Origin of the sequence: Streptomyces sp. NBC_00690 (assembly GCF_036226685.1) — a bacterium.
Taxonomy (GTDB): domain Bacteria; phylum Actinomycetota; class Actinomycetes; order Streptomycetales; family Streptomycetaceae; genus Streptomyces.
The window spans coordinates 7,171,354-7,195,939 of record NZ_CP109009.1 but is presented as its reverse complement, the minus strand read 5'-3'; the positions used below and the strand labels follow the sequence as shown (position 1 = coordinate 7,195,939).

The 24,586-nt window shown below is 68.6% G+C and carries 18 protein-coding genes; 14 read left to right on the top strand and 4 right to left on the bottom strand.

The window, feature by feature from the left end; all coding sequences use genetic code 11:
• Positions 1-79 precede the first annotated feature (79 nt).
• Genes OID54_RS31340 through OID54_RS31315 form a run of 6 tightly spaced genes read left to right on the top strand, consistent with a single transcriptional unit; the run spans position 80 to position 7,034 of the window.
• Positions 80-1,726, top strand: a complete 1,647-nt coding sequence (locus OID54_RS31340; RefSeq protein ID WP_329025044.1) for an ABC transporter substrate-binding protein — start codon at positions 80-82, stop codon at positions 1,724-1,726.
• A complete protein-coding gene (locus OID54_RS31335; protein WP_329025043.1) occupies positions 1,723-2,688 on the top strand; it encodes an ABC transporter permease in 966 nt (321 codons plus the stop codon). The genes OID54_RS31340 and OID54_RS31335 overlap by 4 nt, the downstream gene beginning before the upstream one ends.
• Positions 2,688-3,551, top strand: a complete 864-nt coding sequence (locus tag OID54_RS31330) for an ABC transporter permease (RefSeq protein ID WP_329025042.1) — start codon at positions 2,688-2,690, stop codon at positions 3,549-3,551. Before OID54_RS31335 ends, OID54_RS31330 begins: the two co-directional genes overlap by 1 nt.
• Positions 3,548-4,549 carry an ABC transporter ATP-binding protein gene (locus OID54_RS31325; protein WP_329025041.1) on the top strand — a complete coding sequence of 334 codons (1,002 nt, stop codon included), beginning with the start codon at positions 3,548-3,550 and terminating at the stop codon, positions 4,547-4,549. The genes OID54_RS31330 and OID54_RS31325 overlap by 4 nt, the downstream gene beginning before the upstream one ends.
• Positions 4,546-5,370 (top strand): ATP-binding cassette domain-containing protein, encoded by an 825-nt coding sequence (locus tag OID54_RS31320; RefSeq protein WP_329025040.1) that lies wholly within the window; start codon positions 4,546-4,548, stop codon positions 5,368-5,370. Before OID54_RS31325 ends, OID54_RS31320 begins: the two co-directional genes overlap by 4 nt.
• Before the next feature lie 26 nt (positions 5,371-5,396).
• Positions 5,397-7,034: an ABC transporter substrate-binding protein gene (locus tag OID54_RS31315; protein ID WP_329025038.1), complete on the top strand. Its 1,638-nt coding sequence runs from the start codon at positions 5,397-5,399 to the stop codon at positions 7,032-7,034.
• Between the two features lie 138 nt (positions 7,035-7,172).
• Here OID54_RS31315 and OID54_RS31310 read toward each other — a convergent pair whose 3' ends face one another.
• The 3 genes from OID54_RS31310 to OID54_RS31300 all read right to left on the bottom strand — a co-directional run bounded on the left by OID54_RS31310 (position 7,173) and on the right by OID54_RS31300 (position 12,302).
• Positions 7,173-8,939, bottom strand: a complete 1,767-nt coding sequence (locus OID54_RS31310; RefSeq protein WP_443055706.1) for a BCCT family transporter — start codon at positions 8,937-8,939, stop codon at positions 7,173-7,175.
• Positions 8,940-9,015: 76 nt separating this feature from the next.
• Positions 9,016-10,308 (bottom strand): M14 family metallopeptidase, encoded by a 1,293-nt coding sequence (locus OID54_RS31305; protein ID WP_329025037.1) that lies wholly within the window; start codon positions 10,306-10,308, stop codon positions 9,016-9,018.
• Positions 10,305-12,302 carry a Xaa-Pro dipeptidyl-peptidase gene (locus OID54_RS31300; protein ID WP_329025036.1) on the bottom strand — a complete coding sequence of 666 codons (1,998 nt, stop codon included), beginning with the start codon at positions 12,300-12,302 and terminating at the stop codon, positions 10,305-10,307. Before OID54_RS31300 ends, OID54_RS31305 begins: the two co-directional genes overlap by 4 nt.
• A gap of 262 nt (positions 12,303-12,564) precedes the next feature.
• Here OID54_RS31300 and OID54_RS31295 point away from each other — a divergent pair, with 262 nt between their 5' ends.
• On the top strand, positions 12,565-13,617 hold the full coding sequence (locus tag OID54_RS31295) for a LacI family DNA-binding transcriptional regulator (RefSeq protein WP_329025034.1): 1,053 nt from the start codon (positions 12,565-12,567) through the stop codon (positions 13,615-13,617).
• Positions 13,618-13,645: 28 nt separating this feature from the next.
• Here OID54_RS31295 and OID54_RS31290 read toward each other — a convergent pair whose 3' ends face one another.
• Complete coding sequence (locus OID54_RS31290) at positions 13,646-14,455, bottom strand: helix-turn-helix domain-containing protein (RefSeq protein WP_329025032.1); 810 nt, start codon at positions 14,453-14,455, stop codon at positions 13,646-13,648.
• Positions 14,456-14,761: 306 nt separating this feature from the next.
• On the opposite strand from OID54_RS31290, the gene OID54_RS31285 reads away from it, so the two are divergent.
• From OID54_RS31285 to OID54_RS31255, 7 genes are all read left to right on the top strand, one after another.
• The gene (locus OID54_RS31285; protein WP_329025030.1) at positions 14,762-16,339 is read left to right on the top strand and encodes an ABC transporter substrate-binding protein; all 1,578 of its coding nucleotides are present in this window, start codon (positions 14,762-14,764) and stop codon (positions 16,337-16,339) included.
• Between the two features lie 69 nt (positions 16,340-16,408).
• A complete protein-coding gene (locus OID54_RS31280; RefSeq protein ID WP_329025028.1) occupies positions 16,409-18,103 on the top strand; it encodes an amidohydrolase in 1,695 nt (564 codons plus the stop codon).
• Positions 18,096-19,460, top strand: coding sequence for an amidohydrolase family protein (locus OID54_RS31275; protein ID WP_329025026.1), 1,365 nt, complete (start codon positions 18,096-18,098; stop codon positions 19,458-19,460). Before OID54_RS31280 ends, OID54_RS31275 begins: the two co-directional genes overlap by 8 nt.
• Positions 19,457-20,401 carry an ABC transporter permease gene (locus OID54_RS31270; protein WP_329025024.1) on the top strand — a complete coding sequence of 315 codons (945 nt, stop codon included), beginning with the start codon at positions 19,457-19,459 and terminating at the stop codon, positions 20,399-20,401. Before OID54_RS31275 ends, OID54_RS31270 begins: the two co-directional genes overlap by 4 nt.
• Complete coding sequence (locus OID54_RS31265; protein WP_329025022.1) at positions 20,398-22,371, top strand: dipeptide/oligopeptide/nickel ABC transporter permease/ATP-binding protein; 1,974 nt, start codon at positions 20,398-20,400, stop codon at positions 22,369-22,371. The genes OID54_RS31270 and OID54_RS31265 overlap by 4 nt, the downstream gene beginning before the upstream one ends.
• The gene (locus OID54_RS31260) at positions 22,368-23,258 is read left to right on the top strand and encodes an ATP-binding cassette domain-containing protein (RefSeq protein ID WP_329025020.1); all 891 of its coding nucleotides are present in this window, start codon (positions 22,368-22,370) and stop codon (positions 23,256-23,258) included. The genes OID54_RS31265 and OID54_RS31260 overlap by 4 nt, the downstream gene beginning before the upstream one ends.
• 55 nt (positions 23,259-23,313) lie before the next feature.
• Positions 23,314-24,576 carry a M24 family metallopeptidase gene (locus tag OID54_RS31255; protein ID WP_329025018.1) on the top strand — a complete coding sequence of 421 codons (1,263 nt, stop codon included), beginning with the start codon at positions 23,314-23,316 and terminating at the stop codon, positions 24,574-24,576.
• Positions 24,577-24,586 lie beyond the last annotated feature (10 nt).

Below are 24,586 nucleotides of genomic sequence, written 5' to 3'. Positions count from 1 at the left end.
CTCCGCTGCCCGAATCTCCCCTTGCCCTTCGCTGTTGCCCTGCCCTGCGTGACCCCGATCCCTCGCGGAGGTACTCCACTTGAACGCCCTCCCCGTCCCGTCAGGGACCAGACGTCTCACCGTCGCCCTGGTCGTTGGGACACTGGCCCTCACCGCCTGCTCCGGCGTCAGCCAGGACAAGAAGCCCGCAGGCCAGAAGGGGCTCACCGTCACCGAGTTGACCCCCAAGTCGTCCGGCCCGCTGGACCGGGTCACCTGGGCGGTCACCGCCGAGCCCTCCTCCTTCGACTGGATCTACAACGCCAGCTTCGAGACCGGCCAGATCATGGCGAACGTCTGCGAGGGGCTGATGCGACTCGCCCCCGACATGTCGGTCGAACCCGCACTGGCCGAGTCCTTCACCAACCCGACCCCGACGACCTGGGTGTACCGGGTCCGCTCGGGAGTGACCTTCCACGACGGGACGGCGCTCACCGCCGAGGACGTGGCCTTCAGCCTGAACCGCAACCTGGACACCAAGGCGGGGTCCTTCTGGTCGGGCGCCTACGAAAACGTTTCTTCAGTGAAGGCGACGGGCCCGCTGGAGGTCACCGTCACACTGAAGCAGCCGGACGCCCTCTTCAACTCGTACATGAGCAGCCCCGCGGGCATCGTCGGCAGCAAGGCGACGGTCACGGCCAAGGGCAAGGCGTACGGAACGCCCGACGGCGGTGTGAACTGCGTCGGCCCCTTCTCCCTCAGCAAGTGGGACAAGGGCCAGTCGATGACCCTCAAGCGGGATGACAAGTACTTCGACGCCCGGCACAAGGCCAAGTCCGCCGAGGTCGTCTTCCGGTTCGTCCGCGACCCCGCAGCCATGGTCAACGGATTGCTCTCCGACTCCATCGACGGCAGTTGGTTCCTGCCGCCGTCCGCACTCAAGCGGCTGTCGTCCAGTGGCAAGGGAACGGTCTACTACGGCAAGTCCACCCAAGGGTTCAACGCCATCGTGATGGACAGCAAGGGTCCGCTGCGCGATGTGCGCATCCGGCAGGCGCTCTCCATGGCGATCGACCGCAAGGGGATCATCGACGCGGTGATCAGCGGTGCGGGCGAGCCGCAGAAGGCGCCCGCCGTCCCCGGCTCCTGGGGCTACGCACCCGAGAAGTACAAGTCGGCGTGGGACGCGCTCAAGGTCACCGAGCGCGATCTCGAAGCGGCGAAGAAGCTGGTCACCGAGGCCGGAGCACCGAGCAGGCCCATCGTCGTCGCGACGACCAGCGCCGAGGCGGAGGTCCCGGTGATCGGTGCGGAGATCCAGTCCGCGGCCAAGAAGATCGGCCTCGACGTCCAGATCAAGTCCATCCCCGCCGACCAGTACAACGGTGTGTACACGGACAAGAAGGCGCGCGAGGGCATCGATCTCTATCTGACCGGATGGGGCACCGACTTCGCTGATCCGCTCCAGATGTACCAGTACTTCCAGACTGATCACTTCTACAACTTCTCGGGCTTCTCCGACCCGAAGTACGACGACCTCATCGTCCGCGCCGGCAAGACGCAGGACCCGGCACAGCGCGCGGACCTGGTCACCCAGGCCCAACGGATCGTCGTGGACGAGTTGGCGTGGATCCCGCTCTACGCCCCGTACAACACCCTCTTCCTCAACAAGCGGCTCACCGGTACCCCCGCCTCCTACGTCCAACTGCACTACCCGTGGGCGGCCCACCTGGGAGCGTCCTCATGAGCGACGCGCTGAGCGGTGCGCTCAGGATGATCGCCAAGCGGGTCTCGGCCCTGGCCCTGTTGATGCTCACCACCTCGTTCATCGTCTTCTCGGCGATGTACCTGGCGCCCGGCTCGCCGGAGTCGTTCCTCGCCCGGGGCAACTCGGTGACGGCGGACACCCTCCAGGCCATCCGGGACCAGTACCGGCTGGACGACCCGTTCTTCGAGCGGTACCTGTCCTGGCTCGGTGGGCTGGTGACCGGGGACTTCGGCCAGTCCTTGCAGTTCCGCCAGCCCGTGGACGACCTCATCGCCTCCCGGATCACCACCACGGGCACCCTGGTCGCCTATGCCTCCGTGCTGATCCTCGCGTCCGGCATCGTCATCGGTGTGATCGCGGCCGTGAAGCGCGGCAAGGTCGACAGCGCGGCGATCATCGGCACCACGGTCGCCATGGGCACCCCGTCGTTCGTGGTGGCGATCGGTCTGACCTCGCTGTTCGCCGTCACCCTCGGCTGGTTCCCCGCCTTCGGCGCGGGTGAGGGGTTCTTCAACAGGATCTGGCACCTCACCCTGCCGGCGGTCGCCCTCGCGCTCTCCTCCGCCGCACTCGTGGCCCGCGCCACCCGCTCGTCCATGCTCGCCGAGATGGGCAAGGAGTACGTGGAGACCGCCCGGGTCCGGGGCATCCCCGAAGGTCGCATCATCTGGCGGCACGCGTTCCGCAATGCGATGGTGCCCGTCGTCACCCTCGCCGGCCTGGTGGTCTCCGGTCTGCTGGTGACCACGACGCTCGTGGAGACGGCCTTCGGGCTCAACGGAATGGGCTCACTGCTGGTGCAGTCGGTCAACGCCAAGGACTTCCCCGTCACCCAGGCCATCGTGTTGATCATCGTCGGGGTCTTCGCCCTGTGCAATCTGCTGGTCGATCTCCTCTACCCGCTGGTCGATCCGCGGGTGCGTGGAAAGGTGGGTGCCTGATGGCGGTCATGACCGAATCCGCCCTCGTCCGGCGCCGGGGCTTCAGCCGGCGCCTCGGCGGCAACAAGACCGTGGCCCTGTCGATCGGGGTACTGGTGGTCTTCGTCCTCACGGCGCTGTTCGCCCCCTGGCTCGCACCGCACGATCCCAACGCGGTGTCCCTGGCCAACAGCCTCCAGGGGACGTCCGCCGACCATCTGCTCGGCACCGACCAGTCCGGACGCGATGTGCTGTCCCGACTGATCTACGGCGCCCGCAGCTCCCTGCTCGGCCCACTCGGTGTGGTCGTCGGCGCGACCCTGCTCGGCGTCACCATCGGTGTGGTGGCCGCCTGGCGCGGCGGCTGGGTCGACGCGGCCCTCTCCCGGGCCATTGAGTTGATCTTCGCCTTCCCCGGTGTGCTGCTCGCGATCCTGCTGGTCTCGGTGCTCAGCGCCGGACTGAAGGCGACCGTGCTCGCCCTGGCCATCGCCTACACCCCCTACATGGCCCGGATGACGCGCAGTGCCGCGCTCAGCGAACGGCACCGCCCGTACATCCGCGCCCTGGAGATCCAGGGGTTCCCCGCGGTGAGCATCGTCGTCCGGCACCTGCTGCCCAACATCGCACCGATGGTCCTGGCACAGGCGTCGCTCTGCTTCGGCTACGCCATGATCGACCTCGCCGGGCTCTCCTTCCTCGGCTTCGGCGTCCAACCGCCCCAGGCCGACTGGGGCGCCATGATCTCCGAAGGTCAAGTCGCCCTCCTCCAGGGCGCGCCGCTGTCGGCACTCGCCCCGGGCGTCCTCATCGTGGTCGCCGTCGTGTGCTTCAGCCTGATCGGCGAGGGTGTCGCCGACCGCATCAGAAGGGCGGACCGATGACCACCCCCATGCTCACGGTCGAGGACCTCACGCTCGCGGTCCGCCGCGGCGAGGACAGCAAGCCGATCCTGGCGTCGGTGTCCCTCAGTTGCGCCCGCGGGGAGATCGTGGGGCTGGTCGGCGAGTCCGGCTCGGGCAAGTCGATGACCCTGCGCACGGCGGTGGGCCTCACCCCGGCGGGCTCGGACGTCAGCGGTCGGGTGCGGGTCTCGGGACAGGACGTGCTCAACGCGTCGGGCAAGGAGTTGACGAAGCTCCGGTCCCGCACGGCGTCGATGATCTTCCAGGACCCGCGGGCGCACATCAATCCCTTCCAGCGCATCGGCACCTTCCTCGCCGAGGGCCTCCGCGTCCACCAGCGCCTTTCCAAGACGGCAGCCGCCCGTACCGCACAGGGGCTGCTCGAAGAGGTCGGACTGCCCGATCCCGCCCGGCACATGCGCCAGTACCCGCACGAGCTCTCGGGCGGGATGCTCCAGCGGGTGATGATCGCCGCGGCCCTGGCGAGCGAACCGGAGCTGCTGCTCGCGGACGAGCCGACCACGGCGCTCGACGTGACCACCCAGGCCGAGATCGTGTCGATCCTGCTGCGGCTGCGTCGTGAGCGTGGGCTGTCGATCGTGCTGGTCACCCACGACCTCGATCTCGCAGTGTCCGCCTGTGACCGCATCCATGTGATGTACGCGGGCTCCATCGTGGAGTCCGCGTCCGCCACCGAGCTCGCCCGGGCCCCTCGTCACCCGTACACGGCGGCCCTCTTCGCCGCCCGGCCCGCACCTGACCGCAGTGAACTCCAGGCGGTTTCGGGCCGGCCGTTGGGACTGTACGAGGTCAAGGGCGGGTGCGCGTTCGCACCCCGCTGCCCGAAGGTGATCGACCTCTGCCGGGAGACGGCCCCCGAGCCGCGCCCGGTCGATGGACACCTGGTGAGCTGCCATCGGACGACCCCACCGCCGCTCGACCGGTCGAGCGTGCTCACGAAGGGAGAGCGGCCGTGACCGCGACCCACCCCGTCACCCGGGTCGAGAAGTTGCGCAAGACCTATGACCACGGCAAGGTCGTCGCCGTCAACGACGTGTCCTTCGAGGTACCCGTCGGTGGATCGCTCGGCATCGTCGGCGAGTCCGGGTCCGGCAAGACGACCACGGCCAGGTTGATCGTCGGTCTGGAGGCGCCCGACTCAGGCCGCATCTTCTTCGACGGCCAGGAGATCGGCGCCGGAAGCTCGCGCAAGGTCCGCCGACAGCGGGCCCGTACCGTCCAGCTCGTCTTCCAGGACCCTTATCAGAGCCTGGACCCCCGGCAGACGGTCGGCGACGCCATCGACGAGGTGATGCGACTCCACACCGATCTTCAGGGCGGCGACTTCGACGCCCGGCGCACCGAACTCCTGGACCAGGTGGGGCTGGGCGTGCGGGAGGCCGCCGCCCTCCCGCGGGAGCTGTCCGGAGGGCAGCGGCAACGGGTGGCGATCGCCCGTGCCCTGGCCGCCAACCCCAAACTGCTGGTACTGGACGAGGCGGTCGCCGCGCTCGATGTGTCGATCCAGGCGCAGATCCTCAATCTGCTCTCCGAGATCCGACGCGAGACCGGAGTCGCGCTGATCTTCGTCAGCCATGACCTCGAAGTCGTGCGGTGGGTCGCGGACGACGTGGTCGTGATGTTCCGCGGCTCGGTGATCGAGAGCGGATCGACGGCCGATGTGCTGGAACACCCCGAACACCCTTACACCCGACTCCTGCTGTCCAGCGTTCCGCGGCTGGGCTGGGACCCCGCCCTGGTGTCGCAGGCGCGACGCGAATTCCTCGCCACCCAGTGACTCACGCCTGCCTCGTGGAGGAAGCCATGCCCCGCACCACCCGCCGCACCACGGCCCTCGCCGCACTCACCGTCGTCACGGCCCTGACGCTCTCCGCCTGTAGCGGTGTGGAGAAGGCAGGCGGCAAGCAGTCGGACAAGCCGAAGCTGACCACGGCACTGCCCGCAGCCAAGGGCGATGTGGACGGCCTCAGATGGGCGTTGTACGCCGAGCCGTCGTCCCTGGACCCGATCTACAGCAATGACTTCCCACCGATGGAAGTGCTCGCCAACGTCTGCGAGAGCCTGCTGAGGATCGACCCCGACTTCACCTTCAAGCCGTCGCTCGCCACCTCGTGGACCACGCCCGACCCGCTGACCTGGGTCTATCAACTGAGGGACGGGGTGACCCTGCACAGCGGGGCCACCATGACCGCCGAGGACGTCGCCTACAGCCTCGGCCGCAACCTCGACAAGTCCCTCGGCTCGTACCACGACGCCGTCTACAAGAACGTCGCGTCGATCAAGGCGACCGGTCCGTCCCAGATCACCGTACGGTTGAAGACACCGGACGCCCAGTTCAACCAGGCGATGGCGACGCCCGCCGGTCGGGTCATCGGGCAGAGTGCGGCTAAGAAGGCCGGCAAGAAGCTCGGTCGCCCCGACGGCGGAGTCGATTGCACCGGTCCGTTCCGGTTGGCCACCTGGTCGGCCGGAAAGTCCATCACCATCAACCGCTTCGACGGCTACTGGGACCAGGCGCGCAAGGCCAAGGCCGCGAAGGTCGAGTTCGAGTTCATCCGCGACCCCGCGGCGCGCACCACCGCCATGCTCTCGGGCGAGCTGGACGGCTCCTGGTTCGTGCCCGCATCGGGCTACGCGAAGCTCCGCACCACCGATAAGGGGTCACTCCACTTCGGTCGTACGTCAGGCAGTTACGTCGGCATGGTGACCGACCTCAAGGGCCCGCTCGCCGATGCGAAGATCCGCAGGGCGCTCTCCCTGGCCGTCGACCGCCAAGGCATCATCTCGGCGGCCGTGTCCGGCGCCGCGGAGCCCCTCAAGGCACCCACCGCCCCCGGGACCTGGGGTTACGCCCAGAAGGAGCTGAAGGCCGCCTACGACGCACTGCCCGATCCGAACGGTTCGGTCGACGAGGCCAAGAAGCTCGTCAAGGAGGCCGGAGCACCTTCCGAACCCATCACCATCGCCGTGACCGGTTCCCAGTCCGAGATGCCGATCATCGGTACGGAGGTCAAGCGGGCGGGCGAGTCGATCGGTCTCAAGGTCGACATCAAGACCCTGCCGGCCGACAACTACAACGCCCTGTACAGCGATGCCAAGGCGCGCGAGGGCATCGACATGCTGTTCTCGCTGTGGCAGGCGGACTATCCGGACCCGACGGCCCTCTACCAGTACCTCCAGTCGGGCGACACCTTCAACTTCGCCCAGTGGTCGGACCCGGCTTTCGACAAGCTCATCGACGAGGCGAAGGCCACCGCCGACACCACCGAGCGCGCCAAGCTCATCACCCAGGCGCAGGAGATAGCCGTCGGGCAGGGCATCTGGATGCCGCTGTACTCGCCGTTCAACCCCGTCTACCTCAAGAAGGGGCTGACCGGGGCGCCGATCTCCTCGGTCCAGCTCACCTATCCCTGGGCGGCCGACATCGGCAGCGCCCAGTAGGGCCACGCCGGGGGCGTGGGAGCGGGGGGATGGGCCCCCGCTCAGGGGCGAGGGCTCCCGGACCGATCGCGGTCCGGGAGCCCTCACCTGTGTGCCGCGGTGGGGCGCTGGGTGCCCCGGCCGCCGATCGGCCGTCGCTCAGCCGGAGTCGTCGCGGCGCTCAGTGGTCCCGGAACCGGAACCGGAACCAAAACCAGAGCCCGAGCCGCCGTCGCCATCCCCTTCGCCGGGCCCGATCCGGATCTCGAAGTCACCGTCGTACCTCTCATGACCGGCGATCACCGCGGACTCCACCATCTCGGCGCCCACTTCCCCGCGCACGATCAGCGGATCGTGCCGCAGGTCGCGCATCAGCGCGACGCACATGCCGAGCATGACGACCACGAAGGGGGCGGCCACCAGGATCGTCAGATTCTGTAGTCCGGCCAGCGCATCGCCCTTCCCGTTGCCGATCAGCAGCATGATCGCGGCCACCGCACCGGTCAGCACGCCCCAGAAGACGACGACGAGCCGTGAAGGCTCGAACGCGCCCTTCTGGGAGAGCGTCCCCATCACCACGGATGCAGCGTCCGCACCGGAGACGAAGAAGATGCCGACCAGGACCATCACCAACAGGCTCATCGCCGTGGCGATCGGGTACTCCTGGAGCACGGCGAAAAGCTGACCTTCGGGAGTGGTCTCACCAGCGAGCTTGCCCTCCTTCTGGAGCTGCATGGCGGTGCCGCCGAAGACGGCGAACCAGACCAGGCTCACGGTGCTGGGCACCAGGATGACCCCGCCCACGAACTGACGGATCGTCCGCCCACGGCTGATACGGGCGATGAACATGCCGACGAACGGCGTCCAGGAGATCCACCAGGCCCAGTAGAAGACGGTCCAGTTGCCGAGCCACTCGGCGACGCCCTCACCGCCGCCCGCCTCGGTGCGGCCGGCCAGTTGCGGCAGTTCACCGAAGTACGAGGCGATCGAGGTCGGCAGGAGGTCCAGGATGAGGATGGTCGGACCGGCGATGAAGACGAAGAGGGCGAGCAGCAGCGCCAACACCATGTTGATGTTGGAGAGCCATTGGATGCCCTTCTCGACCCCGGAGATCGCGGAGGCCACGAACGCCACGGTGAGGGTGGCGATGATGCCGACGAGGAGTCCGGTGCCCACGGTGGCGAGCCAGTTCAGCTCGGTGAACCCACTGCCGATCTGGAGCGCTCCGAGCCCGAGGGAAGCCGCGGAGCCGAAGAGGGTGGCGAAGATCGCCAGGATGTCGATGACGCGCCCCACACCGCCGTAGGCGTGCCGCTTGCCGATGAGCGGTTCGAAGACGGCGCTGATGGTCTGTCTGCGGCGCCTGCGGAAGGTGCTGTAGGCGATGGCGAGTCCCACGACGGCGTAGATGGCCCAGGGGTGCAACGTCCAGTGGAAGAGCGTGGTGGCCATGGCGGTGCTCATCGCCTCGGCCGCGTCCTCGGGCCGGGTGCCGGGCGGAGGGGTGATGAAGTGGGCGAGCGGTTCGCTGACCCCGTAGAACATCAGACCGATCCCCATGCCGGCGCTGAACATCATCGCCACCCAGGAGACCGTGCGGAACTCGGGCCTTTCGTCCTCGTGGCCGAGGGGGATCTTCCCGTACCGACTGATCGCGAGCCACAGGGCGAACACCACGAAGCCGGAGGCGGCCAGGACGAAGGCCCAGCCGCCGTTGTGGATCAGCCCGTTCAGCAGGCTGCTGGAGATGTCCTCCAGGGCGTCGGTGGCGATGGAGCCCCAGACCACGAAGGCGAGGGTGAGGACGGCGGTGACGCCGAAGACCACGCGATCCGTCGAGGGTCGCCCGGTCTCCTGTGGATGATCGGCGAGCGAGGCCGTGACCGGCCTCGATCCCCGATCGTCCGGTTGCTGTTCGTGCGTCACGGGTGGCACCTCTCAGGGGTAAGCGGAAAATCTGGTTCCGCCTACCCCCTACCACAGGTGACACGCTTGTCAGCGATCAACAGGCGGTGACGGGCTGACCTGATGCGAGACGGTAAGTGGCCCGTGCGTCGAGCAGCAGCGGAACGAGCTTGCGCTGCGACTGGCGCAGCGGCACGAACGCGCCGTCGCCAACCTCGCGCGCCACCACTCCGTGCAGCGCCAGTTCGTCCTTGACCTCGGCGAACTGGGTTCCATCCAGCCGGTAGCCGCAAGGGGGATCGGCCAAGGTCTCCGCCGGGGTGGCGGGAGTGTTGTCGGCACCCCCCAGATAGATCGGGCCGCGGTCCAGGAAGCCGTTCCAGCGGGCGAGGGAGGTCGCGGCCCGAACCGCCGGTCCGCGCTCACCAGCAAAGGACATCAGTCCCTCCAGCGCGGCCAGTTGACTGCTCACCCGTCGACGGTTGTTCACTGCGGGATCGGCCTTCTCGGCGTCCGTCAGTGGGTCGACACGGCTCTCGATGAGGAGCCCGACGGAGTTCTTCACCCCCGAGGCATTGCGGAGGATGCGTTCCTGACCGTCGCCCGCCACCTGTCGGATCGGCTCTCCGGTGGCCGGATCGGTCCAGATCCCGTACGTCCCGCTCGTGTGCCCCTTGTCTTCGGCGGCCGGTCGGACATAGCGCTCGGAGAGGGCCTTCGACTCCCGGTGCACCCGGGAGTCGGTGTTCAGATTGCGCGGCCACAGATCGAAGAGGTCCCGGTCGTAGTAGGGCGGCGATGCACCGTACTCGTGCAGGTCGTAGATGACGTCGGGTCGATGGTCGCGGATGACGGCGGCCATCGCCCGGCCCTCGGCGGTCTTCAGTGCGATGTGGTCGCGGTTGACGTCCACCCGGTCGGAGTTGCCCCGGATGTCGGCCGCCCGTCCGTCGGGATTGGCATTGGGGATGACGAGGATCTCGGTACGGGCCAGAAATGCGCGGGTCTGACGGTCACGAGCGAAGGCCAGATCACGGACCGTCGTCAGACAAGCCTCGCGCCCGGAGGGCTCGTTGCCGTGCTGCGAACAGATCAGGAGCACGGTGGTGACGGTGGCGGCCGGGCGGGCACCGATGGCCACCAGCGCCAACTCGCGGCCCTGCTTGGTGGTTCCGATCCTGGAGAGCGCGACGCGGTCGCTGGCCCGGTCGACGGCGGCGAGGAAGGAGCGCTCCTCCTCCTCGCCGGTCCAACGGGTGCCGCCGCTGGTCTCGAATCCGGTGCGCGGTGCGGTCGTCGCGTCCGCGGCCCGTGCGGGTGCGGCCATCAGCCCGGCCGTGAGGGCGACCGTCAAGGCGGCCAGGGCGAAGGAGCGTACATGGAACGTCATCGGCTGGCTCCCGGGATCGGTCGGACGGCACGCGGGCCCGCGACCGCATCGGGCCGGGTCGGGCTCGTCGTCGGAACAAGGACGGGTCCGCGGGTGGCTCGTTCGAAGGCGCGGGAGCCGCCGACGATGGGCAGCCGGGCGAATGTGCGCGCAAGATCGAGGGTGAGCCTCGGTGTGGTGGCCGGCGGCTCGATCAGATGGCGATCGGTGCCGGCGATGATCAGGGCCAGTCGATGGCCGGCGGGCACCACATGGTCGGCGGCGTGCAGATCGAGGGTGATGGTGTGCGGCTTGCCCGGGGTCAGCGGTCGCTCCCGGCCGGGGAACGCATGATGGCCCAGATCGGCCCAGCCCCGACTGAAGACGGTCTGTTGGACGGCCTTGGTCCGGGCGATCGTCTCCTTGAAACAGGCGCTGTCGCCCGGGGTGCTCGCCCCCCAGCAGCTGCGCTGCGGCAAGGTCGTGATGCCCTCACCGACGGCGGCGTAGTCGCGGATGACATCGGGGCCGAGGTCCACGAGTACGGCACTCAGGTGGGCGCTCGTGGTGGTCGGGGTCGCAGTGACGGTGACCGTACCGGAGCCGGAGAGTCGCAGCGGACGGCTCAGCGGTCGGGAGACGAAGCCGACCTTGGCGGGGGTGGGGCGGTCGACGGCGGCGGCCCAGTCGATCTCATGCTGGGTGCGGTCGTCGGTGAAGGTCTCCCGGGCGCCCGGGCGCGCGGGGCGCTGCGAGAGCGTTCCGACCCCCGGTCGGGCTCCCGGCGCGGGACGGAGCGTGGTGACACGGGTGGTGCGCGGTGGCCAGTGCCGGTCGGTGGTCCATTGGTCGGGCGCGCGCTCGATGTCGGCCATGGGTTCGTCGTCGATACCGTTGTCGTATCCGAGGAGGTGGTGGTCGAACCAGCGGTGCAGGGTCTTCACCCACTTCGCGCGCCGGAAGTCGAAGGGGTCGACGTGCCCGACCTGTGAGAGCCACACCTTGCGTTCGACGCCCTGGGCGGCGAGGGCGTCCCACCACTGGCCGAAGTGCTTCCCGCGCACGTTGAGGTCCTGCATTCCGTGCACGGCGAAGACGCTGGCCTTGACCTTGTGGGCGGCGCGCACGTAATCGCGTTCATGCCACAGGCGGGTGTGGTTGCCGGTGCGTGGAGCGTCGTCGACCAGCCGCTTCTTGACGGCTTGACACGGTTCGCGGGCCGCGGGGCTCTCGATGTTCTCGGCGAGCCAGTTGGGGCCGGAGTCGAAGAGGGGCGCGCCCTTGGCGAAGTAGTAGTCGTACCAGGAGGAGAGTGCGCCGATGGGGACGATCGTCTTCAGCCCCTCGACGCCGGTGGCGGCCACCCCGTTGGCGATGGCGCCGTCGAAGCTCTTGCCGATCATGGCGGTGTCGCCGGTGGACCAGCCGGCGCTCGATAACTTGGATCCGGTGCGGCTGGTGTAGCCGGCGGCGCGGCCGTTGAGCCAGTCGACGACCGCCTTGGCGGACTGGACGTCCTGTCTGCCGCCGATGTCGACGCAACCGTCCGAGCGGTTGGTGCCGGAGAGGTCGACGGCGGCGAAGGCGTAGCCGCGCGGGACGAAGTAGTTGTCGTAGTAGAGGGGGATCTGGACCGGTCGCCCCGCCGCGTCGTAGGTCTTGCGCTGGGTCTCGTTGCCCCGTCCGCAGCAGGCGTAGTAGGGGCTGGCGTCCATGATCACCGGAATTTTTTGGCCCCGGTGCACGGGTTCCGACGGGCGGACGATGTCGACGGCGACCCGGTCGCTCCTGCCGTCGCCGTCGCCGTCGAGTCGGATGTCCACCCACACCGATTCACGGATCGCCTTCTCGTAGGAGTGGATCGGTCTGCTCTCCCGGCGGTCCGCGTCCCCGCGGTTCGTCCCGGGCGCGGGCTGCGCATGCGCCGGGGCCAGGGAGACGGCCATCAGGGCGGCCGACGCCGCCAGTACGAGCGATCTGTACGTCGTGCGGGTTCCCCGCGTACGTATCGGCATGAGCGGGAAGCTACCCTCGTCGACTCACCGGCGACAGAGGGCCTTCGGCTGATTGCCGGGGCGGGTGTGATCGGGGCCGCTCGCCCCCACGGCCCCCCGTCGTCGGGGCGCTCAGGGGTTGCCCAGCAGGTCGCAAGGGGCTCACACCGCCGCGGACCCCCCGCTATCCTGGCTCCCCCATGGCAGCACCCCCCAGCTGCCGACCCTCCCCGCGGCCGGTTCTGGGCACACGGCTGGCCGAACGAGTCAAGGAGCGCACGCCGTGACCGAGCGGACCACGGGGCCTCGTCCCACGCTGGAGTCCGTCGCCGCCCGGGCCGGGGTTTCCCGGGCCACGGCGTCCCGGGTCGTCAACGGCGGTACGGGGGTGCGGGGCGCTCTGGCGGACAAGGTGCGCCAAGCCGTCGAGGAACTGGGCTACATACCGAACCACGCGGCCAGGACACTGGTCACCCGGCGCACGGGCGCAATCGCGGTGATCATCGGTGAGCCCGGGTTCCGGGTCTTCTCCGATCCGTTCTTCGAACGGCAGGTGCGCGGCATCAATCGGGAGTTGACGGCCCATGACGCACAGCTGGTCCTGCTGTGGGCGGAGGGCCCGGGCGACCACGATCGGATCGCGCGTTACCTGGGCGGCGGGCATGTCGACGGCGCGCTGGCGTTCTCCCTGCACACGGATGGGGCGCTGACGTCGGCGATCCAATCGGCGCGGGTTCCGGCGGTGTTCGGCGGCCGTCCCGACGGGCCGGGCGCTGCCGTGGCCGACGTACCCCATGTGGACTGTGACAACCGGGGCGGCGCCCGCGAGGCCGTCGACCATCTCATCGCGATCGGTCGGCGTCGGATCGCCCACATCGCGGGTCCGCGGGATCAGACCTCGGCCCTCGACCGGCTCGCCGGCTATCACGACGCGTTGGCGGGTGAGGGGGAGGCGCTGGTGTCTCAGGGCGATTTCACCGCAGGGAGCGGGGCGCGGGCCATGGCCGAGTTGCTCTCGCGCCGACCGGACGTGGACGCGGTGTTCGCCGCCAATGATCTGATGGCGACGGGTGCGCTGCGGACGCTGAAGGAGCGGGGGCTCACGGTGCCGGAGGATGTGGCGGTGGTCGGTTTCGACGACATGCCGTCGGTGGCCGATGCGACCGATCCGCCGCTCACCACGGTGCGCCAGGACATCGAGGGCATGGGACGGCTGATGGTGCGGCTGTTGATGCAGATCCTCAAGGGCGACGGTGACGGTGGCGCCGACGAGCGGGGCGGGCTGCCGGCTTCCGTGGTCACGCCCACGACCTTGGTGCGACGGGCCTCGGCATAGCACCGGGCCCCCCGCATCCCCGGCCCCGTCAGTCGGTGTGGTGGACGACGACGGAGATGGCGCGCACTTCTTCTCCGGTCATGTTCCGGTACTGGTGGGGGGTGGCCGGGTCGAACGCCAGCGAGTCCCCCGCCTCCAGGACGTACGTCTCAAAGCCGACGTCGGCGTGGAGCGTGCCCATCAGGACGAGTTGGTACTCGCGGCCGTCGTGTCGGATGGGGCAGCGGGTGTCCGTGGAGCGTCCGTAGGGTGCGTAGACGACTTCCAGGAAGTCCACCCGGGCGTCCTGGAGCGGGGTGAGACGTTCCCAGCGGACGCCGCTGGCCAGATCGATGGTGCGCCGGCGTCCCTTGCGCTGGACGATGGTCTCGGCAGCCGGCTCCAGTGCCGGGCCCGTGGGGGCGGTGCCGTCCACTTCTAGGACCGAGGTCCCGACCGTTTCCCGCCCCTCGGGTGCGCCGATCCGCACGGTACGGGCGGCCCCGCTTCCATTGGCCGGTGCGCCGATCGTGGCCGTGGCCGTGACGAACCGGGGCGTCCCGTCTTCGTCGATGTGCGGTGCCCCGGCGATGTGCGGGGCCTTCGCCCCCCGGGCGGCAGGCGCGGGAACCTCCTCGGAATCCGCGACCCCGAAGAGATAGTCGAGAGAGATCTCCAGTGCGTTCGCTATCCCGTAGATCACCCCGGCGGACGGTGCGGTCTGACCGCGCTCGACCTGTGAGATGAGACTCGCGGAACAGCCCGCCAACCTGCCCAGCTCGCGCAGCGACAGACCACGTTCAGCACGGACTCTTCTGAGTCTGCCGCCAAGGCCGGCGCTTTCCCCCTCAGGCTTCATCGAGCCTCCCGATCGATCCTAATACGCCGTGTTCACGCACTAGACAACTGTATAGGACTGCACAGCGCTGCACATACATGCACGTCATATTGAACACTCTTCGGCGCGTCCTGGGTAGAGCGCTACACAAATGTCCAGTGGCTATGGACACCGATGTCTGGCTTGCCCTGCCACAGTGGGACTTTACGGAGGCTTTCCGAAGAGTCCGTGCAGAACCCTTGACAGAGTGACTGCACACACGTGCACCATAACGCACATCGCACCGCGTATCGGCGCTCAGAAGAAGCTGCTGTGGAGGTTCTCGCCGTGACACAAAACGGATTGCCCACCCCTGCGGGGCGGGTTCGCCGCTCCCGCACCAGATCTGCCCGCACGGCAGGCGGGCTGCTGCTCGCCACCGCTCTCACCGTCACCCTGGCCTCGTGCAGCAATACGGACAGCACCACGTCCACGCCGCAGAAGAAGTCCGGCACGGGACCGAGCGGAACCCTCAAGGTCGGCACCAACCAGCAGTTCGAAGACTGGGAGACCGTCACCAAGCAGAACAGCACCTTCACTTCGCTGGTCTACGAATCGCTGCTCAGCGTCGCCCCGGACGGATTCACCCTCAAGCCCCAGCTGGCGACGGAGTGGAAGGAGACACAGCTCCAGGTCGAGTTCACCCTCCGCTCGGGCGTCTTCTTCCACGACGGCACCCCCTTCAACGCGGACGCCGTGGTGAAGAACCTGGAGCGGATCAAGAACACCCCGAGCCAGTACCGCAGCCAACTGGCATCGGTGAAGGCGATCACTGCGGTCGACGACACCCATGTGCGCCTCGACCTGTCGGAGCCCGCTCCGTCCCTGGTCACCAACCTCGCCCGGCTCGGGATGTACATGGTCTCCCCCAAGGCGCTCGCCGCCGGGGACTGGAAGACCCAGGGCATCGGCACCGGTCCGTGGAAGTTCGACGCGAAGGCGTCCACCAAGGGGCTGCGCACGGTCGTCACCGCCTTCGACAAGTACTACGACAAGGCGTCCATCGGTCCGTCCCGCGTCGAGGTCACCCAGATCAACGACCCCGACAGCCTCTACAACGCCCTGCGCGCCGGACAGCTCGACGTCGTGTGGACCACTCCCCCGCTCGCTGAGCGCGCGGACAAGGAGGGCATGAAGTCCACCTGGTTCCCGTCGGTGCTGTGGCACCTCCAGATGTACGACACCAAGGGCGTGTTCGCGGACAAGAAGTTCCGCCAGGCGGTCTGCTACGCGATGAACCCGCAGGACTACACGGACGCGGCGCTCGGCGGCAAGGGCAAGACTCCGCTCCAGCGCTTCCCCGAGGGCCAGCCGGGTCACAACCCGACCATCCAGGGCTACCCCTTCGACCTCGACAAGGCGAAGGCGCTCATCAAGGAGGCCGGCGGTCCCCGCGAGTTCACCCTGATCAGCTACGACACCCAGCGGACGATCGCCGAACTGTTCCGCAGCCAGATGTCGAAGATCGGCGTGAACGTCAAGCTCGAACTGCCGAACTTCCCGCAGTTCCTGAGCACGTACCAGAACGGCAAGTACCCGGCCGCGATCCTCTCCGACGGCTCCCGCTCGGGCGCGTACGACTACTACAACCGCAAGTTCGCCATCGACGCCCCGGGCAATCCGCTGAAGGTGCCCTACCCGCAGATCGATGCGGCGGCGGCCGAGGGCCTCAAGGCCACGACGCCCGAGGCACGGGACGCGGCCTGGCAGAAGCTGTCCAAGATCGTCAACGACGAGGCCCTGGACTGCGGCTACTTCGACTACACCGGCTTCTGGGCCTACAACCCGAAGAAGGTCGACAACATCAAGTCGACCACCAATGACGTCGCGGTGTTCCGCTACCGGGAAGCCCAGCCCAAGGGCTGATCCCCGCTCCACCCCGCCGGCCACCCCGGCCCTTTCCGTACCGTACGTCCCGGATGGAGAAACCCACCCATGAGCACTGCCCAGCCCCCGAGCACCCGTCCCGATCTGGTCCTTCTCAACGGCCGTGTGACCACCATGTCAACGGACGAGCAGTACGCCGAGGTCGACGCGATCGCCATCACCGGCGAGCGGGTCTCCGCCATCGGCACCAGCCGGGAGATCGAGGACCTGGCAGGACCCGACACGACCGTGGTGGACCTGGCGGGACGCCGGGTCATCCCCGGTCTGATCGACTCCCACGTACACGTCGTCCGCGCCGGCCGCACCTGGCGGGACGAGGTCCGCTGGGAGGACGAGCTCTCCCTGGAGAGCGGTCTCGCTGCCATCACCCGGCGCGCCGCCGAACGGCCCGCCGGCAGCTGGATCAGGGTGATCGGCGGCTGGCACCCGGCGCAGTTCCCCGAGAACCGGGGACCGAGCCGCCAGGAGCTGGACGAGGCCGCGCCCAACAACCCCGTGTACGTGCAGTTCCTGTACGACTGGGCCGTTCTCAACACGGCGGCCATGCGGGAGTTGGGCGTGGACCACGCCCTCGTGCGCCAGCTCGGCGAAGAGGGCTTCAAGACCGCCTCCTTCGAGACCGACGCCGACGGCGAACTGTCCGGCAAGGTCAACGGCACCCCGTTGATGGAGTGGTTCTACCGGCGGATGCCGAGCCCCACCCTGGAGGAGCAGATCGCCTCCACCGCCGAGATGTCCCGCGAGCTCAACCGCCTCGCGATCACCGGCGCCATCGACGGCGGCGGCTTCAACAGCGGACCGGCCGCCTACCCCGCGATCCGGGAGACCTGGCGGCGCGGCCAGCTCACGGTCCGCACCCGGCTCGCCGTGCACGCCGAGCGTGCCGGCACCGAGCTGGAGGACCTGGCCGGGTACCTGCGCTTCACCCCGCTGGACGTCGGCGACGGAATGCTGCGCGTCATCGGTTCCGGAGAGGTCGCCCTCTACCGGACCGTCGACAAGATCGCGCACCCCGTCGTCATCGACGACGAGGTGCGGGAGCAGCTGCGCGGGATGTTCTCCGACCTGGCCAGCAACCGCTGGACCGTGCACACCCACGCACACCACCACGAGACCATCGACGCCGTCCTCACCGCCTGGGAGCAGGTGCACGCCGAGCACGACATCAGCAAGCTGCGCTGGGCACTCGTCCACGCCGAGCCCCTCAAGCCGGTCGACGTGGACCGCATCGAGGCGCTGGGCGCCGGAGTCCTCGCCCAGGGTCTGTTCCGCTTCCAGGGCGACGAAGCCATCACCGCCTGGGGAGCCGAGACCGTCTCCGAGGCCCCGCCGATGCGGAGCCTGATCGAGCGCGGCATTCCGCTCGGCCTCGGCTCCGACGCCATGCGGGTCGCCTCCTACAACCCCTTCGCCACCCTGGCCTGGTTCCTCAACGGCCGCACGGTCACCGGGAACGACACCCTCGCGCCGCAGCACCTGCTCAGCCGGGAAGAGGCACTGCGCGGCTACACCGCATCCGGTGCCTGGTTCAGCTTCGAGGAGAACGACCGCGGGCGCCTCGAACCCGGACTGCTGGCCGACCTCGCCGTCCTCAGCGACGACTACTTCAGCGTCGACGAAGAGGTCATCCCCCGCATCGAATCCGTTCTCACCGTCGTCGGCGGACGTGTGGTCCACACCGCCAAGCCCTTCGCCGACATCGCCATCGCCGCCCCCGAACCACAGGGAGTCAGCCGTGCCTGAGACCAACCGTCCCAACGAGTCCCGAGTGCTCATCAAGAACGCCACCGTTCTCACGATGGACCCCGAGCTCGGTGATCTCACCCCCGGTGACATCCTCATCGTCGGCGACCGGATCGCCGCCGTCGGCACCGACCTGGTCGACGAAGACGCCCAGGAGATCGACGCCCGCGGGATGATCGCGATCCCCGGCCTCATCGACACCCATATGCACGCCTGGCAGACCCCGCTCAAGGGACTGCACTCCAGCGGCTGGACCTTCGACGACTACCAGTCCCAGGTCTTCTACCTCCGTGAGCACTTCGTCGCCGAGGACATCTACGACGCCACCCTGGCCGGCTCGGTGCAGATGCTGGACGCCGGTGTCACCGGTGTCCTGGACTTCTGTCACAACGTCATGTCGCCCGAGGCGGCCGAGGCCGGAGTGCGGGCCCACCGCACCACCGGACAGCGCACCCTGTGGGCGTACGGGATGCTCGGCAGCTTCGGTGCCCCGCCCGAGGACCACGCCTGGCGCCTCAACCACATCCGGGAACTCCACGAGGAGACCGCGGACGACGAGTTGCTGCGGGTCGGCATGGCCCTGTCGTCCATCGAGTTCGGCAGCATGGACCGGATCTCCAAGGAGATCGGACTCGCCCGCGAACTGGGGATGCGGATGAGCGTCCACCAGAACCCGCCCGGCCAGATCCGCGCCCTGCACGAGGCCGGACTCCTCGACGAGGACATCCTGCCCGCGCACGCCAACGCGGCGGACGACGAGGAGCTGGAACTCCTGGCGTCCTGCGGCGGCGGCATCTCCTTCACCCCCGAAGGAGAGTTCGGCGGCGGGCGTTCGATGAACGTCCTCAACCGTGCCTACCGGGCGGGTGCCTCGCCGAGTCTCGGCATCGACACCAACTCGCGGGTCTCCATCGACCTCTTCGCCACCATGCGGCTCACGTTCCTGCTGATGCGCAATGTGGACGCGTCGATCGAGCGCGAGGCGGGCCGCTGGCCGCTGGAGCGTCGCCCCGGAAGCCCGACCGTCGACCCCCGGCAGATGCTGGAGTTCGCCACGGTCAACGCGGCGCGCGCCATCGGTCTCGGCGATGAACTCGGCGTGCTCGCCCCCGGGCGGTTCGCCGATGTCGTCCTGGTCAACACCGAGCCGTACGGCATGGCGCTCGGCGACCCGGCCGCCCACATCGTGCTCCAGACCAACCCCTCCGACGTCGACACCGTCATCGTGGGCGGAGTGGTCCGCAAGCGCGGCGGCCGGATGACCGACCTGGACCGCACGGAGGCCGGCGCCGCGGTCCGTCGGGTGCGCGAGCGCGTCTTCGCCGACGCACGATCAGCGAAAGGCACGGACGGATGACCAAATTCGTCCTCCAGCGGCTGCTCTCCGCACTGCCCACACTGCTGCTGGTGTCGGCGTTCGTCTTCACCCTGGTGCATCTGACGCCCACCGACCCGGTGGCGCAGATCCTGGGTGAAGGCGCACCCGCCGCCGACAAGGACGCCCTCAGGGACCAGATGGGCTTGAGCAGGCCCATCTTCGAGCAGTACATCGACTGGCTCGGTGGAGCGGTCACCGGAGACCTCGGGAACTCGCTGTACACCAGCGTCCCGGTCTCCGAGTCCATCTCCACCGGTATCGGCATCACGCTCTCCCTCGCCATCGCGGGCATGGCGCTCGCCCTGCTGGCCGGCGTGCCGCTCGGGGTCCTGGGCGCGCTGCGCCCGGGCACCGTCGCGGACCGTCTGCTGACGACCGTGGTGGCCCTCGGGCTCGCCGTCCCCAGCTTCTGGCTGGGACTGCTGCTGGTCTTGGTGTTCGCGGTGAACCTCGGCTGGTTGCCGGTCGTCGGCTACACACCGATCACCGAGGACCCGGGAGCCTGGGTGACCGGGATGATCCTGCCGGCGATCGCCCTCGGCTCGCACACCGCCGCCGTGATCGCCCGACAGACCCGCAGCGCCATGATCGACGCCTTGGAATCGCCCTACGTCACCACGCTCCTGGCCCGCGGCATCCGCAAGCGGAAGATCGTCCTGCGGTACGCGATCAAGAACGCCATGGTCCCGGTGCTGGCCGTGATCGCCATCCAGATGTCGGTCCTGGTCGCCGCGAGCTTCGTCATCGAACGGATCTTCGCGGTCCCCGGTCTCGGAACGATGCTCATCGACAGCGTCGTACGCGCCGACTACCCGGTGCTCCAAGGCTCCATCGTCCTCGTCGCGGTCATCGTGTTGTTGGTCAACCTCGGCGCGGACCTGCTGTACGGCGTGATCAACCCGAAGGTGAGGCCCCAATGAACGACAACCCGCGCGAAGGGACGCTCCAGTCCACCGCCATCCTCACCGAGCAGACCGATCCCGCTGACGTCCCCGTGGCCGGCGGCCCCCCTGGCGACGCAGCCGCACCACGGGTCAAAGCCCGCACGCTGCGCCGGATGCTGCGCCAGCCCGTCACCCTGTTCTGCATCACCATGCTGCTGCTCCAGGTCATCCTGGCGTTCGCGGCGCCCTGGATCGCTCCGTACGACCCGGCGGCACCCAATGTGCAGAACAAGTTGCAGGGCCCCAGCGGCGATCACTGGCTCGGCACCGACGATCTGGGCCGCGACTCCCTGTCGAGGCTCATCTACGGCACCCGTACCGCACTGCTCGCCTCCGCGGAGAGCGTTGCGATCGGTCTGGTGCTCGGCGTCGGCCTCGGGGTCTTCGTGGGCTACCGGGGCGGTTGGTGGGACCGGATCGGCATGCGGATCGCCGATGTGATGCAGTCGATCCCCGCCCTGCTGCTCGCCCTCGCCCTGGTCGCCGTCCTCGGCAGCGGTCTCGGCAATGCGATGCTCGCCGTCGGACTGATCTTCGCCGTGAGCTTTATGCGGATCACCCGGGCCGTCGTTCTGGCGGAACGCGAGAAGCTGTATGTGGATGCGGCGCGCGTCCTCGGGTTGCGCTCGTCGGGCATCATGCTCCGGCAGGTGCTGCCCAATGTGTCGCCGCCCATCATCGTCCAGGCGTCCATCGCACTCGGTACGGCGCTGTTGATCGAGGCGACCCTGAGCTTCCTCGGTGTCGGCATCGACGCCACCCAGGTCAGCTGGGGCGCCATGCTGGATGCGTCGCGACAGCACGTGTCCGAGCATCCGCTGCTGGCGATCCTGCCGGGAGCCGCGATCACCCTGAGCGTGCTCGTCTTCAACCTCCTCGGCGACGGGCTCAGGGACGCGGGTTCACCGCGGTCCGCGCCCCGGGCCGGTTCGGGCAAGAAGAAGGGGCTGCCGATCGTCTCCACGCCGGTCGCCGCGCCCGACGACGCACTGCTGCGGGTGGACGGGCTGACCGTCACCGACCGCAACGGCGCCCAGTTGGTGTCGGACATCTCGTTCCACATCAAGCGGGGAGAGACCTTCGGCGTGGTCGGCGAGTCCGGCTGCGGCAAGTCGATCACCGCGGCGGCCATCCTCGGGCTGCTGCCCAAGGGCGTCACCGTCGCCGGTGGTTCCATCCGGCTGGAGGACTCCGAGATCGCCGGGCTGTCCGGTGAGCGGCTGCGTCAGGTGCGCGGCAAGCGGATCGGCATGGTCTTCCAGGATCCCGGCTCCGCGCTCTCCCCCGTCCACACGGTGGGCCGCCAGCTCATCGACGCCATCCGCGCGCACTCCGGCCTCAGCAAGGACGAGGCCACCGAGCGGGCGGCGGAGCTCCTCGCGCTGGTGGGCGTGCCCAATCCGCAGGAACGCCTGAAGGACTATCCGCACCAGTTCTCCGGTGGCATGGCCCAGCGGGTCGTCATCGCGGGTGCACTCGCCTGTGATCCCGAGTTGTTGATCGCCGACGAGCCGACCACCGCGCTCGACGTCACCATCCAGGCACAGGTGCTCGATCTGCTGGCGTCCCTGCGGGAACGGCTCCAGATGTCGCTGCTGATCATCACCCATGACCTGGGGGTCGTCGCGGACACGTGCGACCGGGTCGCGGTGATGTACGCGGGGCAGATCGTCGAACAGCGCACCGTCAAGGACGCGTTCGCCGAGCCGAAGCATCCGTACACGGAGGCCCTGCTCGCCGCCGTACCGCACAGCGAGACGGACGGTGAGCCGCTGGCCACCATTCCCGGTCGGGTTCCTCCCGCCTGGGCCTGGCCGCAGGGCTGTCGCTTCCACCCGCGTTGTCCGTACGCCACGGACAACTGCCGGACCGGCTCGGTGCCGGCCGACGCGGACGGGGTGCGCTGCCTGAGGGTCACCGAACTCGAACTGGCAGGTGCCCGATGAGCATCGACATCACTCCCGACACCGAACAGCAGCCCACCCCGTCGGACGGGGCACCCCTGCTGTCGGTGGAGAACCTCACCGTGCGCTACCAGTTGGGGCGCGGCATGACCGGACGGGCCAAGACGCTCACCGCCGTGCGGGACGTCAGTTTCGCCATCGAGAGCGGTCGTACGCTCGGACTGGTGGGCGAGTCCGGCTCCGGCAAGAGCAGCATCGGCCGGGCGATCCTTAGGCTGGCTCCGGTCTCGGGCGGACGGGTCGTCTTCGACGGCCAGGACATGGCCACCTTCGGCAGGCGTACACCGCTGTCGTTCAACCGCGACGTCCAGGTGGTCTTCCAGGACCCCATGTCGTCGCTCAACCCCCGGCAGACCATCGCCACCACGATCGGCCAGGCCATCACCCGGCACCGTCCGCTCTCCGGACTGGAGCGGGACCGGGAGGTCGAACACGCGCTGGACCGGGTGGGGCTCTCCGGCTACCACGCCGATCGCTACCCCCACGAGCTCTCGGGCGGCCAGCGGCAGCGCGTCGCCATCGCCCGGGCGCTGGCCCCTCGCCCCCGCTTGATCGTCTGTGACGAGCCGGTCAGCGCCCTGGACGTCAGCACCCAGAGCCAGGTGATCAACCTGCTGATGGAGCTACAGCGCGAGTTGTCCGTCAGCTATCTGTTCATCGCGCACGACCTGGAAGTCGTGCGACACATCAGCGATGACATCGGGGTGCTCTACCTGGGTCAGATGGTCGAGTCCGGTCCGGCCGACCAGGTCTACCGCACACCTTCCCACTCCTACACCCAACGGCTGCTGGCGTCGACGCTGGTGGCCAACCCCGCCCGGCAGGCGGCCCGCACGGCCCAGCGGCGGGCGCTGGCCACGGACGCCTAGGCGTCCGCCAGGTCACGCGAGCGCTGTTCCCCCCTCTGAGCATCGGAGATCCATCATGAGCGGTTCCCTCCCCATCCCGGCGCTGCCCATAGCTCCCGCGCCCGGCCACGGCATGGTCGACTTCGAGGAGCGCGTCAACTTCGAGCGGCTGCGTTCCTACCGCACCTCCCGCATCCAGCAGGCGCTGGAGGAGAGCGAACTGGGCGCGGTGTTGGTGTTCGACAACAACAACATCCGCTATCTGACGGGCATCTCGATCGGCGAGTGGACCCGCGAAAAGCTGTCGCGGTACGCCATCTACACCCGCACCGGCGAGGTCGTCCTCTGGGACTTCGGCTCGGCTGCGGTGCACAACCGGATGTACGCGCCGTGGATGAAGCCCGAGAACTGTCTGTCGTCCTGGACGACCATGCGCGGCGCCGTGCCGCCGGACGCGGGGCTGATGACCAAGGCCATCACCGAGATCAAGGACCGGCTCGCTGCGGCGGGTGTGGGCGGCATGCCCATCGGTGTGGACATCCTCGACATACCCCTGCACTCGGAGCTCGTCCGGCAGGGCGTCGACGTCCGGGACGGCCAGCAGGTGATGCTGGACGCCCGCCAGATCAAGAACCGCGACGAGATCACGCTGCTGTCCATGGCCGCGGCCATGGTGGACGGCACCTACCACGACATCACCGAGGCGCTGAAGCCCGGTGTGCGTGAGAACGAGATCGTGGCGCTGGCCAACAAGCGGCTGTACGAGATGGGTTCGGACGACGTCGAGTCGATCAACGCGGTCTCGGGCGAGCGCTGCAACCCGCATCCGCACAACTTCTCGGACCGCATCATCCGCCCGGGTGACCAGGCGTTCTTCGACATCATGCACTCGTACAACGGCTACCGGACCTGCTACTACCGCACGTTTAACGTCGGCCGGGCGACCCAGGTGCAGCACGACGCCTACTCGCGTGCCCGGGAGTGGATGGACATCGCGATCCAGGCGATCAAGCCCGGTGTGTCCACCGCCGATGTGGCCCGGTTGTGGCCGACCGCGGAGGAGATCGGTGTCCAGGACGAGAAGACGGCGTTCGGTCTGCTCTTCGGCCACGGTCTGGGTCTGGCGCTGCACGAGCGGCCCATCATCAGCCGGCTGACCTCGTTGGAGAACCCGATGCTGATCGAGGAGGGCATGGTCTTCGCCCTGGAGACCTACTGCCCGGCGGCTGACGGGGTGTCCGCGGCCCGGATCGAGGAAGAGGTCGTGGTCACCGCGTCCGGCGTGGAGATCCTGACCCGCTTCCCGGCCGACGAGTTGTTCATCGCCAACAAGTACTGATCCACGGCGA

Bases quoted from the DNA above. Each gene is read 5' to 3' on its own strand.
- OID54_RS31335 (WP_329025043.1), top strand. From the start codon at position 1,723: ATGAGCGACGCGCTGAGCGGTGCGCTCAGGATGATCGCCAAGCGGGTC.
- OID54_RS31330 (WP_329025042.1), top strand. From the start codon at position 2,688: ATGGCGGTCATGACCGAATCCGCCCTCGTCCGGCGCCGGGGCTTCAGC.
- OID54_RS31325 (WP_329025041.1), top strand. From the start codon at position 3,548: ATGACCACCCCCATGCTCACGGTCGAGGACCTCACGCTCGCGGTCCGC.
- OID54_RS31315 (WP_329025038.1), top strand. From the start codon at position 5,397: ATGCCCCGCACCACCCGCCGCACCACGGCCCTCGCCGCACTCACCGTC.
- OID54_RS31305 (WP_329025037.1), bottom strand. From the start codon at position 10,308: ATGACGTTCCATGTACGCTCCTTCGCCCTGGCCGCCTTGACGGTCGCC.
- OID54_RS31300 (WP_329025036.1), bottom strand. From the start codon at position 12,302: ATGCCGATACGTACGCGGGGAACCCGCACGACGTACAGATCGCTCGTA.
- OID54_RS31290 (WP_329025032.1), bottom strand. From the start codon at position 14,455: ATGAAGCCTGAGGGGGAAAGCGCCGGCCTTGGCGGCAGACTCAGAAGA.
- OID54_RS31280 (WP_329025028.1), top strand. From the start codon at position 16,409: ATGAGCACTGCCCAGCCCCCGAGCACCCGTCCCGATCTGGTCCTTCTC.
- OID54_RS31270 (WP_329025024.1), top strand. From the start codon at position 19,457: ATGACCAAATTCGTCCTCCAGCGGCTGCTCTCCGCACTGCCCACACTG.
- OID54_RS31265 (WP_329025022.1), top strand. From the start codon at position 20,398: ATGAACGACAACCCGCGCGAAGGGACGCTCCAGTCCACCGCCATCCTC.
- OID54_RS31260 (WP_329025020.1), top strand. From the start codon at position 22,368: ATGAGCATCGACATCACTCCCGACACCGAACAGCAGCCCACCCCGTCG.
- OID54_RS31255 (WP_329025018.1), top strand. From the start codon at position 23,314: ATGAGCGGTTCCCTCCCCATCCCGGCGCTGCCCATAGCTCCCGCGCCC.